Annotated in this window: 17 protein-coding genes; 9 read left to right on the top strand and 8 right to left on the bottom strand. The window is 64.8% G+C overall.

Annotated elements, in window-relative coordinates; all coding sequences use genetic code 11:
• Positions 1–27: 27 nt before the first annotated feature.
• From U0025_RS06790 to U0025_RS06780, 3 genes are all read right to left on the bottom strand, one after another.
• On the bottom strand, positions 28–645 hold the full coding sequence (locus U0025_RS06790) for a methyl-accepting chemotaxis protein (RefSeq protein WP_037491407.1): 618 nt from the start codon (positions 643–645) through the stop codon (positions 28–30).
• Between the two features lie 156 nt (positions 646–801).
• Positions 802–1,509, bottom strand: a complete 708-nt coding sequence (gene ctrA / locus U0025_RS06785; protein ID WP_004212203.1) for a response regulator transcription factor CtrA — start codon at positions 1,507–1,509, stop codon at positions 802–804.
• A 288-nt stretch (positions 1,510–1,797) separates the two neighbouring features.
• On the bottom strand, positions 1,798–2,691 hold the full coding sequence (locus tag U0025_RS06780) for a LysR family transcriptional regulator (RefSeq protein WP_029548055.1): 894 nt from the start codon (positions 2,689–2,691) through the stop codon (positions 1,798–1,800).
• A 108-nt stretch (positions 2,692–2,799) separates the two neighbouring features.
• Between U0025_RS06780 and U0025_RS06775 the strand changes: the two genes are divergently transcribed.
• Together U0025_RS06775 and wrbA are read left to right on the top strand one after the other, a co-directional pair.
• Positions 2,800–3,519 (top strand): pirin family protein, encoded by a 720-nt coding sequence (locus tag U0025_RS06775; RefSeq protein ID WP_004212199.1) that lies wholly within the window; start codon positions 2,800–2,802, stop codon positions 3,517–3,519.
• 130 nt (positions 3,520–3,649) lie between these two features.
• Positions 3,650–4,249, top strand: a complete 600-nt coding sequence (gene wrbA, locus U0025_RS06770) for an NAD(P)H:quinone oxidoreductase (RefSeq protein WP_004212197.1) — start codon at positions 3,650–3,652, stop codon at positions 4,247–4,249.
• Positions 4,250–4,381: 132 nt separating this feature from the next.
• Here wrbA and U0025_RS06765 read toward each other — a convergent pair whose 3' ends face one another.
• From U0025_RS06765 to U0025_RS06755, 3 genes are all read right to left on the bottom strand, one after another.
• Positions 4,382–6,202 (bottom strand): HupA family protein, encoded by a 1,821-nt coding sequence (locus U0025_RS06765; RefSeq protein ID WP_175551232.1) that lies wholly within the window; start codon positions 6,200–6,202, stop codon positions 4,382–4,384.
• Between the two features lie 55 nt (positions 6,203–6,257).
• Complete coding sequence (locus tag U0025_RS06760; protein ID WP_004212194.1) at positions 6,258–7,604, bottom strand: surface lipoprotein assembly modifier; 1,347 nt, start codon at positions 7,602–7,604, stop codon at positions 6,258–6,260.
• Positions 7,605–7,710: 106 nt separating this feature from the next.
• Entirely contained in the window at positions 7,711–7,917 is a 207-nt protein-coding gene (locus U0025_RS06755; protein WP_010339971.1) for a hypothetical protein, read from the bottom strand.
• Positions 7,918–8,066: 149 nt separating this feature from the next.
• Here U0025_RS06755 and U0025_RS06750 point away from each other — a divergent pair, with 149 nt between their 5' ends.
• The 3 genes from U0025_RS06750 to U0025_RS06740 all read left to right on the top strand — a co-directional run bounded on the left by U0025_RS06750 (position 8,067) and on the right by U0025_RS06740 (position 10,026).
• The gene (locus U0025_RS06750; RefSeq protein WP_004212192.1) at positions 8,067–8,522 is read left to right on the top strand and encodes a carboxymuconolactone decarboxylase family protein; all 456 of its coding nucleotides are present in this window, start codon (positions 8,067–8,069) and stop codon (positions 8,520–8,522) included.
• Complete coding sequence (locus U0025_RS06745) at positions 8,522–9,382, top strand: sigma-70 family RNA polymerase sigma factor (protein ID WP_004212191.1); 861 nt, start codon at positions 8,522–8,524, stop codon at positions 9,380–9,382. The genes U0025_RS06750 and U0025_RS06745 overlap by 1 nt, the downstream gene beginning before the upstream one ends.
• A gap of 89 nt (positions 9,383–9,471) precedes the next feature.
• Complete coding sequence (locus tag U0025_RS06740) at positions 9,472–10,026, top strand: hypothetical protein (RefSeq protein ID WP_004212190.1); 555 nt, start codon at positions 9,472–9,474, stop codon at positions 10,024–10,026.
• Positions 10,027–10,038: 12 nt separating this feature from the next.
• On the opposite strand, the gene U0025_RS06735 is transcribed toward U0025_RS06740, so the two are convergent.
• A complete protein-coding gene (locus tag U0025_RS06735) occupies positions 10,039–10,785 on the bottom strand; it encodes an SDR family NAD(P)-dependent oxidoreductase (protein WP_004212189.1) in 747 nt (248 codons plus the stop codon).
• A gap of 119 nt (positions 10,786–10,904) precedes the next feature.
• Between U0025_RS06735 and U0025_RS06730 the strand changes: the two genes are divergently transcribed.
• Positions 10,905–11,591 carry a TetR/AcrR family transcriptional regulator gene (locus tag U0025_RS06730; protein ID WP_004212188.1) on the top strand — a complete coding sequence of 229 codons (687 nt, stop codon included), beginning with the start codon at positions 10,905–10,907 and terminating at the stop codon, positions 11,589–11,591.
• On the opposite strand, the gene U0025_RS06725 is transcribed toward U0025_RS06730, so the two are convergent.
• A complete protein-coding gene (locus tag U0025_RS06725) occupies positions 11,588–12,547 on the bottom strand; it encodes an acyltransferase family protein (RefSeq protein WP_004212187.1) in 960 nt (319 codons plus the stop codon). The genes U0025_RS06730 and U0025_RS06725 overlap by 4 nt on opposite strands.
• Positions 12,548–12,633: 86 nt before the next feature.
• Here U0025_RS06725 and U0025_RS06720 point away from each other — a divergent pair, with 86 nt between their 5' ends.
• From U0025_RS06720 to U0025_RS06710, 3 genes are read left to right on the top strand one after another with little or no spacing between them, the layout of a single operon-like run.
• Complete coding sequence (locus tag U0025_RS06720; protein ID WP_004212186.1) at positions 12,634–13,314, top strand: RluA family pseudouridine synthase; 681 nt, start codon at positions 12,634–12,636, stop codon at positions 13,312–13,314.
• A gap of 16 nt (positions 13,315–13,330) precedes the next feature.
• A complete protein-coding gene (arfB, locus tag U0025_RS06715; protein WP_004212184.1) occupies positions 13,331–13,756 on the top strand; it encodes an alternative ribosome rescue aminoacyl-tRNA hydrolase ArfB in 426 nt (141 codons plus the stop codon).
• Between the two features lie 51 nt (positions 13,757–13,807).
• Entirely contained in the window at positions 13,808–14,293 is a 486-nt protein-coding gene (locus U0025_RS06710) for a GAF domain-containing protein (protein ID WP_004212182.1), read from the top strand.
• Positions 14,294–14,376: the final 83 nt, after the last annotated feature.

Here is a 14,376-nt window from a genome sequence, read left to right as displayed (position 1 = left end):
CATCATGTCCGCAATCGGGCGACGGGATCAGCTGGACGCGACCACCATGGCGCGGGCGCGATCGGTGGCGGCGCGCGTGTCCCCCGCCAGTTTCTTCACTTCGGCCGCGACCACCGCAAAGCCGCGCCCCGCCTCGCCCGCCCGTGCTGCCTCGATCGTGGCATTGAGGGCGAGCAGGTTGGTCTGGTTGGCGATGCCGCTGATCGTATCGACAATGTCGACCAGCCCGTCGACCGTGCTCTTGAGTTCCGCGCGCAATATCTTGGACGGGGTGGTGTCGGTCGCGATCTTGAGGATGCGCTCGACCCGGCCTTCGGCATTGAAGACCGGGTTATAGGTGGCCTGCAGCCAGATGTCGCGGCCATGCTTGTCGAGGCGCCGATATTCGCCGGCATCGAAATCGCCCTGCGCCAGCTTGTCCCACAGCGCCGCATAGGTGGCCGAGCGCGCCTGGCCTTCGTCGCAGAAGATGCGGTGATGGCGGCCGACAATCTCCCCCAGCGCATAACCCATGGTCGCCAGGAACAGGTCATTGGCCCAGAGGATCGTGCCGTCCGGCGCAAATTCGATCACCGCCTGCGAACGGCAGATGGCGTCCCAGACGGCATCGCGGCTGTGGGGGTGAATGGCCTGGCCCATGAACATAAAACTCCTTCACGCCCGGCCTAGGCCGCGATGGTAAATAGCAGCTTAATTCTATGGAAATTACATAATTTGTAACAATATGGCTGACACGGAAAAGGCCGGCGATCCCATCGGACCGCCGGCCTTTCCACCCCCTGACATGCAATCAGTGGTCGATCAGGCAACCCGCGCTTCGAGCGCCTCGACCTCATCGGGATCGCGCAGCACATAGCCACGACCCCAGACGGTCTCGATATAATTGTCGCCACCACAGGCCAGCGCCAGCTTCTTGCGCAGCTTGCAGATGAACACGTCGATGATCTTGAGTTCGGGCTCGTCCATGCCGCCATAGAGATGGTTGAGGAACATCTCCTTGGTGAGGGTCGTGCCCTTGCGGAGCGAGAGCAGCTCCAGCATCGCATATTCCTTGCCGGTCAGATGGACGCGGTTGCCGTCCACTTCCACGGTCTTCGCGTCGAGGTTCACGGCCAGCTTGCCGGTGCGGATGACCGACTGCGAATGGCCCTTCGAGCGGCGGACCACGGCGTGGATGCGCGCAATCAGTTCCTCGCGATGGAACGGCTTGGTGACATAATCGTCGGCGCCGAAGCCGAAGGAACGGACCTTGGAGTCCATTTCGGCGACGCCCGACAGGATCAGCACCGGGGTCTGCACCCGTGCCGCCCGCAGCTTTTTCAGCACGTCATAGCCGTGCATGTCGGGCAGGTTCAGGTCGAGACAGATGATGTCATAGTCGTACAGCTTGCCGAGATCGAGGCCCTCTTCCCCGAGATCGGTGGTGTAGACGTTGAAGCCCTCGGTCGTGAGCATAAGCTCGATCGCCTTGGCGGTGGTCGGTTCGTCCTCAATCAGCAGCACGCGCATTGGAAGCCCCTTCGTGTCGCAGGTCCGTTCACCCCACCAGAACGGTTTCTGCTCGCAATCATTAACCAAAAAACTTCTGAAGGACAAAGGTTAATTTTTCGCTAACCCGCAGGAATCCGCGAGTCGTATAAAAACGAATCTATTTACAAAGCGTTGACCCCGTAACGATCCCTATCGAGTCAAGCTGGATTACGGGACGAAACGAGCAAAGTCCTGCCCTGGTTCCGCCTTTCGCGCCGGCGATCTGCGCCGCTCACAAGGCGGAAATTTGCACTTCGTAAACCAGCCTCAGCAACCATGGTGGCGGGTCAGGAAGTCGAGCAGCGCCTCCACCCGTGCCGGCCGCAGGCGCGAGGGCGGCGTCACCAGATGCAGGCCGAAGGGCGGCGGCCGCCAGTCGAGCAAAATCTCCTCCAGCTCGCCCGAACGGATCGCGTCTCCGACGATGAAATCGGGCAGACGGGCAATGCCGACGCCAAGCCGCAGCGCGGGCATCATCGCCTCGCCGCTGTTGACGGTGATGCGCGGACGGACCTGCACCGTCACATTCTGCTGCCCCGGCCCGGTGAAGCGCCAGACATCGGGCGCGGTGACGTTGGAATAGCAAAGGCAGTCATGGCTGCCGAGGTCGGATGGATGGGTCGGACGGCCGCGCTCGGCCAGATAGGCGGGCGAGGCGACGACATGCATATGGACGTCGGCCAGCCGGCGCGCGCGCAGCGAACTGTCGGGCATGTCGGCGATGCGGATGGTGGCGTCGAGGCCGAGTTCGACGATGTCGATCTTGGCATCGGACAGATGCAGGTCGACATCGACCAGCGGATTTTCCTTGGTGAACTGCGCGATCAGCGGCGCGATCCGCAGCAGGCCGAAATTCATCGGCGCGCCAAGCCGCACCGTGCCGGAGAGTTCGGCGGTCTCGTCGCGCGCAGCCTCCTCCGCCGCCTGCCCTTCGGCCAGGATGCGCTGGGCATGATCGGCAAGGCGCCGGCCGCTCTCGGTCAGCGCCAGGCGGCGGCTGGTGCGGCTGAACAGGCTGGTGTCGAGATGCTGCTCCAGGCGGGTCACCGCCTTGGACACGGTGGCCTTGGAGACGCTGAGCGCCTTGGCCGCGTCGGTAAAGCTGCGATGTTCGACCACGGCGGCAAACATCGCCCAGGCCTCGAAATCAGGTAGGCGCATAGGGAAACAATCCGTTTCAACACTGCTTATTCAAGAAACGAACCTGATCGCTAGATTGTCGGAAAGCAAGCCGGAAGCATCCGGCATCGCAATCGAAAGGCAGACCCCATGAGCACGACAACCGCGAGCCGCATCGAGCGCCGCCCGTTCGCGTCGCTCGGCCATGCCGACCATGGCTGGCTGAACGCACGGCATCATTTTTCCTTCGCCAATTACTATGATCCCGCCCGCATGGGCTGGGGCGCGATCCGGGTATGGAACGACGACGAGATCGGTCCGCGCTCGGGCTTTCCGCCGCACCCGCACAGCGACATGGAGATCATCACCTATGTCCGCACCGGCGCGATCACCCACCAGGACAGCCTGGGCAACAAGGGCCGCACCGAGGCGGGCGACGTCCAGGTGATGTCGGCCGGCACCGGTATCCGCCACGCCGAATATAATCTGGAGGACGAGACCACCACCCTGTTCCAGATCTGGGTCATTCCCCGGTCGGTCGGCGGATCGCCCAGCTGGGGCGCCAAGCCCTTCCCGAAGGGCGATCGCTCCGGCAAGCTCGTCGTGCTCGCCAGCGGCCATGACGAGGACAAGGAAGCGCTGCGCATCCGGGCCGACGCCCGGCTGCTGGGCGGCACGATCAAGGCCGGCGACAGCGTGACCTATGAGGCCGGCGAAGGCCGCCATCTCTATCTGGTCCCGGCGACGGGCCGGATCGAGATTGACGGCCAGGCCTTCGAGGTACGGGACGGCGCGGCCATCATCGGCGGCGCGCCCATCACCATCACCGCGGTCGAGGACAGCGAGATCGTCCTGGTCGACAGCGAATAGACATGACGCTTACGCACCGGTCCGTCATTCCCCTCCCCCAGACGGACCGGTCCGGGTCGCCCGCATGCTCCCTCCCTTGTGCGGGCGACCACCCTTTCAACCTTTCAGTTTCAGATGAGGAGACGTGACAATGGCTAAGGTTCTGGTTCTCTATTATTCGTCCTACGGGCATATCGAAACGATGGCCAAGGCCATGGCCGAAGGCGCCGCCGCCGCCGGCGCGCAGGTCGACATCAAGCGCGTGCCCGAAACCGCACCGCTGGAAGTCGCCAAGGCCGCCCATTTCAAGCTGGACCAGGACGCGCCGGTCGCGACCGTCGCCGAACTGGCCGACTATGACGCGATCATCATCGGCACCGGCACCCGCTTTGGCCGCATGTCGAGCCAGATGGCGGCCTTCCTGGATCAGGCCGGCGGTCTGTGGGCGCGCGGCGCGCTCAACGGCAAGGTCGGTGGCGCCTTCACCTCGACCGCGTCGCAGCATGGCGGCCAGGAAGTCACCCTCTTCTCGATCATCACCAACCTGCTGCATTTCGGCATGACGATCGTCGGCCTGGACTATGGCTTTGCCGGCCAGATGGGCGTCGACAAGGTGCGTGGCGGTTCGCCTTATGGCGCGACCACCCTGGCCGATGGCGACGGCAGCCGCCAGCCGAGCGAGGAAGAGCTGGACGGCGCCCGCTATCAGGGCCGCCGAATCGCCGAAACCGCGATCAAGCTGCACGGTTAATCGCAGCCCGCGCCGTCTGGGGAACGCAGCCTGGCTGCGTTCTTCGGTCGCATGGGTGCGCCATCAGGTTGTAGGGAGCTGGCACGCCGGGACTGCGCGCCAGCTCCTTTTTCTTTCGAACTGGGGTACGTTCTACTGCGTCTGCTTGCCGACCATGACGCCGCCCATGTTGAGCGTGCCGCCATTGACCGGATCGATCATGCCATAATTCCAGCGCGCAAAGAATTCCTGCGCCTGCGGGCCGGTAAACTGGCCGTTGATGCTGCCATTAGTGGTGCCAATGCCACGAATGGTCATTTCCTTTTCGAACTGTCCCGAAAAGCTGGATGAGCCGACAATGGAACTTCCGGCAAAATTCTGCGCCCCCAGTTCGTAGCGCTGCCCGCTATCGCGATCGGTTGCCACGGGGCGCATCACGCCCGACATTCGGGCCGCGGCGAAATCATAGGAGAGGCTTGCATCGCCCGTGATGACATAGGGCCGCTGCGTTGCACTGGCACTTACGGGCACAGTCGTGATCCCCTGGATGATCGCCGCATAGCTGGCCGAACCAGACCGCGGCATCGCGCCATCCGGCGTCTTGCGGCCATAGGCCAGCACAGTTTCGTTGACGTCGGACTGATACAGACTGGGAACGGGACCAACCGACCAGGTTGCAAAGCTGGTATAGGTCAGCGCAATCGTCGGGTTTCCGGCGCCCGGTTTCAGGACACGGATCTCGATCGGATATTCGCTGGCGACCCCACCAAATGTTTCCGTCTTCGTGGTCCGATAGACGTCGAAGGACGCATTGCTGGCCGCAGCATCCCTGATCGCGTCGGTCAAGGCGACATCGCTGACCACCGCAAACTGATTGACCACCAGACTATCGCTATCTTCCGAATAGCGCATGGTGACGGGCGGTGTCGTCAGGCTGGTGATGCGCTGCATATAGCTGTTGGTGGGCGAGGTCAGGATATATTGCGCCTGCATGCCCGTGGTCTCAAACGCCTCATTGACGCGCAGCGCATCCAGCCCGCCATTGGCCGGCAATGTTGCCAGGTCGCGCCCCAGCAGCGTACCCAAATAGGCGCGCCCTCCTGTCGGCGTGTTCCAGCTCCAGGCCGCACCAAGCTCCTCATGGTTGGGGCCATAAAAGCGTCCATCGAACGACCCGGCCGGGTTGCTGGGCGCCCCGATCGTGAAACTACCGCTGAAGGCATTGGATCCGGACGCGATCCTGGCGCTGGCATACCAGTTGCTGGTGTCCACCTTTCCGCCATCCGTTCCATAGGTGGAAAAATCACCATTGCCGGTCAGGCCGCCAGAGGAGAAATCGATGTTGAGAGTGCCGCCTCCCTTGAGGCCCAGTGCCGTGTCGGCATAGGTGGCAATGCCGTTCAGCGATGCCACAAAAGTTGCGGTGCCGCCGAGCGGCATGGCCGAAGCCTTTGTTTCCACGCCATAGGTAAAGGCATCCGCTGTGGCGCTCACTGCGCTGCTATTTGCTGTGGTGCGTTGCCACACGGCAGCGCCGGCATATTGGAATTGCGGGCTGTCAGGCGTCCCCTTCTCGGCTGCGTTCTTACGAACGGCCAACGTGTCTGTGCGGTTACCCGATTTATCGACATAAACGTCGAGGTCCGCATTGCTGAGCGCAGCATCCCTGCTCGATACAGCAAAATTCTGCGAACGGTCGGCCGCCGACACCGAATAGCGATTGCTCGACGCATCATAACGGAACGTCAGCGCAGACTTGGCGGCTGTCGCCGTACCTGCTCCATTTGCCGGGAAGCTGGCTGTGCCAGCCACCGCATTATTGACGAAAGTTTCCGAAACAAGCGGTGCGACCAGATCCGCATTGGCGCTCGGTGTGGGTGTGGGTGTGGGCGTCGGAGTCGGAGTAGGTGCTGGCGTGGGAGTGGGCGTACTGTTCACGCCACCACCCCCGCCACATGCAGAAAGCGCCAGCATGAAGGCGATCGCGCTCGCGCCGCGAAGAGCCTGTTTCGTCATCTTCATTCCCCCGTCAGAAAACCGAACCGATGCCGAACTCGGCAGAAATTCGGCGATATTGATAGATTTCGATGGTCGAGCGATTGCGTTCCCATTTGAGCCGCGCCAGTGGCGCGAACGGACCGACCTGCAAGGCGCGTAACGTCGCCCCGATGCTCGCGCTCAATCGATTTTCGATGCGCCGGCGTGGATAAAGAAGCAGCCGGGCATCAGCCTCCAAATGGCTGTATCCCATTGTCGCGACGAAGGTCGTGCGCCCCATTTCGCGGAAGCCATAGACGCTGCCCCCACCACTGACGAAACTATAACCGGGATCGCGCGCTGCTTCGCGCAGGGCAAACATCTGAACGCCGCCGCCGCCCCGCGCGCTGAAGGCATGATCAAATGCCCCGGCCAGGGTAAAATCATCCGATGTCTGCAAGGCGTTGCGCTGGTTGCGGACATGGGTGATGCCACCTTCAAGCTGAAGTTGGCTACGTTTTCCCACCGGGTGCAGCAGGTTCGCGCTGCCACCATAGCCGGTCGAATAGAGACGGCCGCCATACCAGCGCCAGCTTGGCCCGACCGCCACGGTGATACGATCCGACCCCGACAGATATTGGGGGCCGACCTGCAACGCCGCACTGATGTCGTTGAAAGAGGCATCGCGATAGAGCGAGGCGCCGACCGACGCGCGCACCAGCAGATCCGCGCCCGGTTCGATGCCGTGGCGCCAATAGCCCTGTCCGCGCAGACTGAGCCCGACGCCTGATTTTTCCTGGGCATCCTTGTCGAGCAGGAAATCGCCGATCACCGTTCCAAGCCGATCGGAACGGGTCGCGCGATTGACATTGCTGTCGGGCGCAAGGGCCAGTTCGACCGAACCGCCGAGCGCCTTCCGTGCGCTCAAGGCATTGGCATAGAAGCGCACCATCTGCTCGACCTGTGACGGCAAGCCGGCGGCCTGTGCCGCGCGCATTTCGCGGCCGGCAGCCCGCACGTCACCGCTGGCAGCCAGCACCCTGGCCAGTTCCAAGCGCACGCGGGCGGCATGGGGTTTTACATCAAGGATATCCCGGAACTCGACCGCCGCATCGCTGTAGCGTTGCAGGTCGTCGGCCAGCATCAGCCCCAGCCGGAAGCGCGCTTCGATCCGCAACTCGGGATCGGCATCGGCGAACAGGGCGCGATAGGCCGCCTGGGCGGTTTCGAAATCGCGTGCCTGTCGCGCGGATTCGGCAACGTCGAAAATCTGTCCGGCCGACAGGATGGCAGGTGTCGATGCGCGTTCCGCATCGACATGCTGCGCACTGGCAACCGACATCGGCACGCACAGCACCGACGCGACAAGACGCGCCGCGAATCTGATAGAATCCCCCAAGCCCCCTGAGTCCCCACTCAGCAAGCCGCCGATATAAAGGCCTTATTTAGGAGCTCAATGGAATTTTACGATCCGGCAATGTTGGCGTGAGCGAACCTTGCGGATGTCATCCCAGCGTCTTGGGCGTGACCCAGACTTCGACCGGGGTAATGAACTTACCCGGTGCGGGCTTGCCGACGACGACGCGGTCGGCGGTGACCAGTTCGCCATTTTCAAGGTTCAGCGACACCCAGGGCTTGGGCATGCGCTCGAACTTCATCTTCTGGATGGGCTGGCCGGTGGCCGTGTTCATGATGGTGGCAATGATAGACATAGGGCGCGGCCGCTAGCGCCTGCCCCCGCCCCCTGTCCAGAGCCGGAATCGGCAAATATTTTCAAGCCCGACGAAAAAAGTTGCTGCCCATGTCACATCGGGCGCGGCCGTCTCGTCATGTCAGCAATAGCAAGCAAAGGAGCTGTATGATGACCGACAAGATCAATCCCTATGCCGCCGCGCCGCAGCTGATGAAGAGCTGGACCGCCCTCTCCACCGCCGTCGCCGACAGCCTGGAGCCGAGCCTGATCGAACTGGTGAAGATCCGTTCGTCGCAGATCAACGGCTGCGCCAACTGCATCAACATGCACACATACGAAGCGCGCGAGAAGGGCGAAACCGAACAGCGCATCTACCTGCTGTCCGCCTGGCGCGAGGCGCCCTGCTATACCGACCGCGAGCGCGCCGCGCTGGGCTGGACCGAGGCGCTGACCGAAATCGCCAAGGGCCACACCCACGAGGCCGCCAAGGAGGCGCTGAACTGGGAATTCACCGAGGAGGAACAGGTGAAGCTGACCCTGATGATCAACATCATCAATGGCTGGAACCGCATCGCCGTCGGCTTCAACCTCTGGTACGACATGCCGATGAAGGCAGCGGCCTGATGGCGCGGGGGACGCAGATGGACGCGGCGGCGCGCTTCGGCCCGCTGCGTCCCCGCCTGATCCGGGTGGCCTATCGCATGCTCGGATCGGTCGCCGATGCCGAGGATGTGGTGCAGGATGCCTTCATTCGCTGGATGGGCACCGACCGCAACGCGGTGCGCGAGCCCGAAGCCTTTCTCCGCCGTATCGTCACCCGGCTCTGCCTCGACCAGATGAAGTCGGCGCGGGCGCAGCGCGAAACCTATGTCGGCCCCTGGCTGCCCGAGCCGGTGGTCGAGGAAGCGGACGAGGAAGAGGATGTCACCCTGCCGCTGATGCTGGCATTGGAGCGGCTGTCGCCGCTGGAGCGAGCCGCCTTCCTGCTGCATGACGTGTTCGGCCTCGCCTTTGACGAGGTGGCGAGGACCATCCAGCGCGATACCGCCGCCTGTCGCCAGCTCGCCGCCCGCGCGCGCGATCATGTCCGCGACGCCCGCCCCCGTTTCCAAGTCGAGAAACAGCGCGGGCTGGAGATTGCCGGCGCCTTCTTCGCCGCGTCGCGCAGCGGCGACATGGGGGCGCTGGGCGCGCTGCTGGCGCAGGATGTCAGCTTCCACAGCGATGGCGGGGGCAAGCGTCCCGCCGCGATCCGCCCGGCGATCGGCCATGGCCAGGTGATGCAGGTCCACAAGGCGCTGGCGGTGCTGTTCGGCAAATATGGGTCGATCCTGCTGCGCACCTGCATGGTCAACGGCCTGCCCGGCTTCGTCACCCGCGAGGCCGATGGCGAATTGCAGACCACCGCGCTCGATATCGAGGACGGGCATGTCACCGCCATCTACATCATGCGCAACCCCGACAAGCTGCGCCATCTGCATTGAATGCTTAATCGCCGGATAAGCCCGTTCCTTGTCAAAATCGCAGCCCCTGCCGCGCCATGGCAGCATCGGGGACCGGGAGCGAAACAGAGATGGTTGGTGCGATCGGCGGCTCGGGCAATGGCTGGGGCCAGTTCAAGAAGGCGATGGAAGAATTTGCCGAAAAGGTTCGGCAGGCGAACCAGAATGGCGGCAGCACGACAGCGAAAGTGACAGAGGCGAGCGCACCGGCGGCCACCACGCCGGTTGCGGCAAGCGAGCCGGTCGCCAGCGTCCAGCCGGCGGTCGAAACGACACCAACTGCCGCAGCGACCGCGCCGGCGCCGGCGATCGCAAGCGAATCCGCCGCCGTCGTCAGCGACAGCGTTGCCCTGTCACCTTCGCTGTCGCCCCTGACCTATAGCGCGCCCACGCCAGCGCCGCGATCGCAGGCCGTCGCGGCGCCGGAAACCACGCTGGACACGCAATTGTCCGACGCGGGCTATTATGCGTCGCCAGCGGCATCGGCCGTCGCCGACCCGGTCGCCCCCGCCCAGCAGGAGGATGCCGCCGCGCTTAGCCAGGCGCAGGTCATCGCCCAGGCCGCCTATGCCCTGGTCGCCCGCGCCGGCGAGGATCATCGGCTGTCGCTGATCCAGCAGGGCTGACGCCCCGCGCCGTCAGCGCGCCAGATAGCCGCCATCGACCGGATAATAGGTTCCGGTCATGAAGGAGGCGCGGTCGGACAGGAGGAAGCTGGTCATGGCAGCGATCTCCTCCGGGCGCGCCAGCCTGTCGAACGCATGCAGGCCGGCGAGGACCGCCCGTTCCGCATCGGTCATGGTCTTGCCGAGCGCCGGGGTTTCGACAAAGGCCGGCCCGACCGCATTCACCCTGATACCCTGGCCGGCATAGTCGAGCGCGGCAGTCTTGGTCATGCCGACGACAGCATGCTTGGACGTCACATAGGCGGCCGAACCGGCCCAGCCGACCGCGCCCAGGATCGAGGCCATGTTGACGATCGCGCCGCCACCGGATTTCAGCATCGCCGGGATCTGATATTTCATGCCGTAGAAGACGCTGTGCAGATCGACGCCGACAACCCGGTGCCAGTCATCGATGGCGATGTCGGCCAGCGGTGTGGACGGCGCGCCGATCCCGGCATTATTGACCGCCAGATGCAGTCCGCCGAAGGTTTCGACGGCGAAGTCGACACTGGCGCTGACCGCCTGTGCATCGCTGACATCGACCTTGAAGGCGCGCGCCCGATCCTCGCCACAGGATTGCGCGAGACGCTGTGCCCCCGCCTCGTCGAAATCGGCGATCACGACCTTCGCCCCTTCCGCCAACAAATCCTTCACCACCGCTTCGCCAATGCCCGATGCACCGCCGGTGACGATCGCGACCCGATCCTTAAACAACGCCATTCCAACTGCTCCTTGATTATCGCCGCCGGGCGACGGCATGACCGATGGGAAATAAACTCGACTCAAAGTATCCGGTTCCGTATCCTTTTATGCCGGAGCCAAATGGAAGGAAAGCAGGGATGGCCGCCGACACCAGCCAGCGGGCTGACGGATCAGGAAGCGACGGATCGGCGCGGCCGACCGGCCGGCCATCGCGCGAGGCGGCCGAACAGATTGAAGCGACGATGCTGGATGCGGCATTGGCGACCTTCATCGAGGCCGGTTTCCAGGGGGCCAGCATGGAGGCCATCGCCCGCCGCGCCGGGGTGACCAAGCGCACCCTCTATCGCCGCGCCCGGACCAAGTCGGACCTGTTCGTCGAGGTGGTCGAGCGCCTGGCCCGCCAGTCGGGCATGCCCAATCTGGCGCGGGTCGAGGCCGGTCCGCTGGAACAGCGCTTGCAGGCGGCGGGCGAGATATTGCTCGGCTGGCTGCTCAATCCCCATGCGATCGCGCTGTATCGCATGATCGTGGCGGAGGCGGCGCGTCAGCCGGGGCTGGCGCTCAGCGTCGATGGCCCGTTCCAGCGCGCCAGCACGGCGATCGCGGCCATCCTGGCCGAGGATGGCGCCCGGCCGGCAGAGACGGTCAGGCTGGGCGCGGACATGTTCGTGCGGCTGGTTGCCGGCGAGGCGCTGGACCGGGCGGCGCAGGGGATCGAGCCGGCCGGCGTTTCAGACCGGACGCATGCGCGCGCCATGGCGGCCATCGCCTTTTTCCTGGCAGGCTGGCGATCCTGGCCAGCGTCGGCGCCGTCCTTGTCCTAGAGCATCCAGCGGCTGAGCCGGGGCGACAGGCGGATGAGGTGCCACAGGGCGAAGGGCGTCAGCAGCGCAAGCGCGAGCAGCCAGGGCCTGGCCAGATAGGGCGTGCCATAATGGATGATCGCGACGTGCAGATACATGATGACCAGTGACGCCCGGCCAAGCGCGGCGAGCGGGGCGGCGACTGGCGCGAGCCGCGCCGAGAGGCGGAAAAGCAGCAACGATGTCGCGATGCCGGACGCGATAGAGAACAGCGGCCAGCCATAGTCTGCCGCCTTCATGTTGAGCGTCGGTAGCCAGCCGCAAAGGCCCGCCAGCGCGAGCAGGCCGAGCGGCACGATCCAGAGATTGCGCCAGTGCAGCCGGGGCCAGAGCGCGCCGACCCAGAGCAGGATCATCGCCATCGGCACGCTCAGCAAGCCGAGCGGCGAGGCCTGCGTCATCCAGCCCAGCCCCTCCGCCAGCACCAGCAGTCCCGGCATCAGGATCAGCCAGGGCCGGTCGAGCGGATCGGGCCAGCGGTTGAGCGCGAGGTTGAACAGGATGCGCGCCAGCATCAGGCAGGGCACGAACCAGAAGATGGTATAGGGGCCGCGCAGCCAATAGCCGCCGAGCAGGATCGGCAGCAGATCGCGCGGCCATTGATGGAAGATCGGCAGATTGCCCTTGGCCGGTTCGATGATCTGATCGGCCAGGATCAGCAGCGCGAGGAAGATCGCATAGGGGCGCATCTGGCCGAGCAACTGGCGCCGGGTGAAGGCGCCGACAGGGTGCGGGCGCGAGAGCATGCCCGACAGCAGGAAGAAGAGCGGCATGTGGAAGCTGTACATGGCGTCGCGCAAGGCGCCGCGCGTCCAGACATGGCCGACCACCACGGCGATGATGCCGATGCCGCGCGCGACATCGACCCAGTCGAGCCGCTGCGGCGCATGTTGATAGGCAAGGCCCCTATTCTCCATCGGTTCCACGCCCTATAGGATGCGGCGTGGGCGTCAATCGCCCAACCAGATTACCCGGACGCCAGATTTCCCGATCGGATTGATATTTGACCCTGCTTAGCGACAAAGTGCTGTTCATCGATGGCGAGGCCATCATCCTCGACAAGCCGGCCGGCCTGCCGGTCGACGCGCCGCGCGACGGATCGATCAGCCTTGAAAACCACCTCGCCTCGCTGACCTTCGGCTTCCAGCGCTGGCCGCTGGCGGTCCACCGGCTGGACCGCGACACCAGCGGCTGCCTGCTGCTGGCGCGCAATCCCAAGGCGCATAAGCGCTTTGCCGCCGCGTTCGAGGCCGGCACGGTCGAGAAGCGCTATGTCGCGGTGCTGGAGGGCGTGCCCGAGGCAGATGAGGGCACGATCGAATTGTCGCTCAAGAAGGTCAGCACCCAGGCCCAGGGCTGGCGCATGATCGCGGCCAAGGCGGGCAAGCCCGCCGTCACCCACTGGCGCAAGCTGGCGGTGAAGGACGGCCGCGCGCTGATCGCCTTCACGCCCGAGACCGGCCGTACCCACCAGATCCGCGTCCATGCCCAGCATGGGCTGGGCTTCGGCATCGTCGGTGATCCGGTCTATGGCGACGGACAGGGCGCGATGCTGCTGCACAGCCGGTTCCTGAGCGTGCCGCGCGGCGACAACAAGCCGCCCGCGCAGGCGACCGCGCCGCTGCCGCAGAGCTTCGTCGACGCCGGCTTCGGTCCCGAGATATTGGAGGAAGCCGGGCTGTAAGCCCCGGCCCCGCGCCATGGTCGCCATCCCCGTCACCCGCTCCATCGCGATCGACAGCGACGAGATTGTCGAGAGCTTCGCGCGCGCGTCGGGGCCGGGCGGCCAGCATGTGAACACCACCGACAGCGCGGTGATGCTGCGCTTCGACGTCGCCGCTTCGCCGGGGTTGCCCGATGCGGTGAAGCAGCGGCTGGCGGACCTGGCCGGATCGCGCATGACTCGCGACGGCGTGCTGATCCTGCGCAGCGAGGGCGCACGGTCGCAGCTGCTCAACCGGCAGCAGGTGCGCGAGCGGCTGTTCGCGCTGATCCGCGAGGCGACGATCGTGCCCAAGAAGCGGCGCCCGACCAAGCCAACCAAGGCATCGCAGAAGCGCCGCGTCGACGGCAAGGTCAAGCGCGCAGCCGTGAAACAGGGACGCGGCCGGGTCAGGATGGATTGAGCGCAATTACGCCTCTGGCCGAGCGGTGCGGGCCATCCTATATGCGTGCCCATGTATGATTTCGCCCCCGCCGCCGACGCCGACAAGGCGACGCTTTACGCCGATCTTCTGTCCGCTGCCGACGCGCTGACCCGCGACGAGCCCGATGCGGTCGCCAATATGGCCAACCTGTCGGCGCTGATCTGGCAGTTCCTGCCCGACCTCAACTGGGCCGGCTTCTATCGCATGGTCGAGGATGAGCTGGTGCTGGGGCCTTTCCAGGGCAAGGCGGCCTGCATCCGCATCCCGCTGGGCCGCGGCGTGTGCGGCACCGCCGCCCAGACGCGCGAGACGCAGCTGGTGGCCGATGTCCACGCCTTCCCCGGCCATATCGCCTGCGACGCGGCGAGCGCGTCGGAGATCGTCGTGCCGGTGGTGCATGACGGCCGGCTGATCGGCGTGCTGGACCTGGACAGCCCCCGCCCCGCCCGGTTCGACAGTGCCGACCAGCAGGGGCTGGAAGCGCTGGTCGCGCGGGTCGCCGGCCGCATCGGCTGATCGCCGCCCTGCCCCGTTCCGGGACAGGATTTCATAAGCCGAACATGGCGTTGCACGGATCGTCATGCTAATTTCCGCGTTAG

Source organism: Sphingobium yanoikuyae, assembly GCF_034424525.1.
GTDB classification, from domain to species: domain Bacteria; phylum Pseudomonadota; class Alphaproteobacteria; order Sphingomonadales; family Sphingomonadaceae; genus Sphingobium; species Sphingobium yanoikuyae.
The sequence above is the reverse complement of the archived record's forward strand: the minus strand, read 5'-3'. Positions and strand labels throughout refer to the sequence as shown.

Coding starts and splice junctions, on each gene's coding strand:
- U0025_RS06790 (WP_037491407.1), bottom strand. CDS start 645: ATGTTCATGGGCCAGGCCATTCACCCCCACAGCCGCGATGCCGTCTGG.
- ctrA (WP_004212203.1), bottom strand. CDS start 1,509: ATGCGCGTGCTGCTGATTGAGGACGAACCGACCACCGCCAAGGCGATC.
- U0025_RS06780 (WP_029548055.1), bottom strand. CDS start 2,691: ATGCGCCTACCTGATTTCGAGGCCTGGGCGATGTTTGCCGCCGTGGTC.
- U0025_RS06775 (WP_004212199.1), top strand. CDS start 2,800: ATGAGCACGACAACCGCGAGCCGCATCGAGCGCCGCCCGTTCGCGTCG.
- wrbA (WP_004212197.1), top strand. CDS start 3,650: ATGGCTAAGGTTCTGGTTCTCTATTATTCGTCCTACGGGCATATCGAA.
- U0025_RS06765 (WP_175551232.1), bottom strand. CDS start 6,202: ATGCTGGCGCTTTCTGCATGTGGCGGGGGTGGTGGCGTGAACAGTACG.
- U0025_RS06755 (WP_010339971.1), bottom strand. CDS start 7,917: ATGTCTATCATTGCCACCATCATGAACACGGCCACCGGCCAGCCCATC.
- U0025_RS06750 (WP_004212192.1), top strand. CDS start 8,067: ATGACCGACAAGATCAATCCCTATGCCGCCGCGCCGCAGCTGATGAAG.
- U0025_RS06745 (WP_004212191.1), top strand. CDS start 8,522: ATGGCGCGGGGGACGCAGATGGACGCGGCGGCGCGCTTCGGCCCGCTG.
- U0025_RS06740 (WP_004212190.1), top strand. CDS start 9,472: ATGGTTGGTGCGATCGGCGGCTCGGGCAATGGCTGGGGCCAGTTCAAG.
- U0025_RS06735 (WP_004212189.1), bottom strand. CDS start 10,785: ATGGCGTTGTTTAAGGATCGGGTCGCGATCGTCACCGGCGGTGCATCG.
- U0025_RS06730 (WP_004212188.1), top strand. CDS start 10,905: ATGGCCGCCGACACCAGCCAGCGGGCTGACGGATCAGGAAGCGACGGA.
- U0025_RS06725 (WP_004212187.1), bottom strand. CDS start 12,547: ATGGAGAATAGGGGCCTTGCCTATCAACATGCGCCGCAGCGGCTCGAC.
- arfB (WP_004212184.1), top strand. CDS start 13,331: ATGGTCGCCATCCCCGTCACCCGCTCCATCGCGATCGACAGCGACGAG.
- U0025_RS06710 (WP_004212182.1), top strand. CDS start 13,808: ATGTATGATTTCGCCCCCGCCGCCGACGCCGACAAGGCGACGCTTTAC.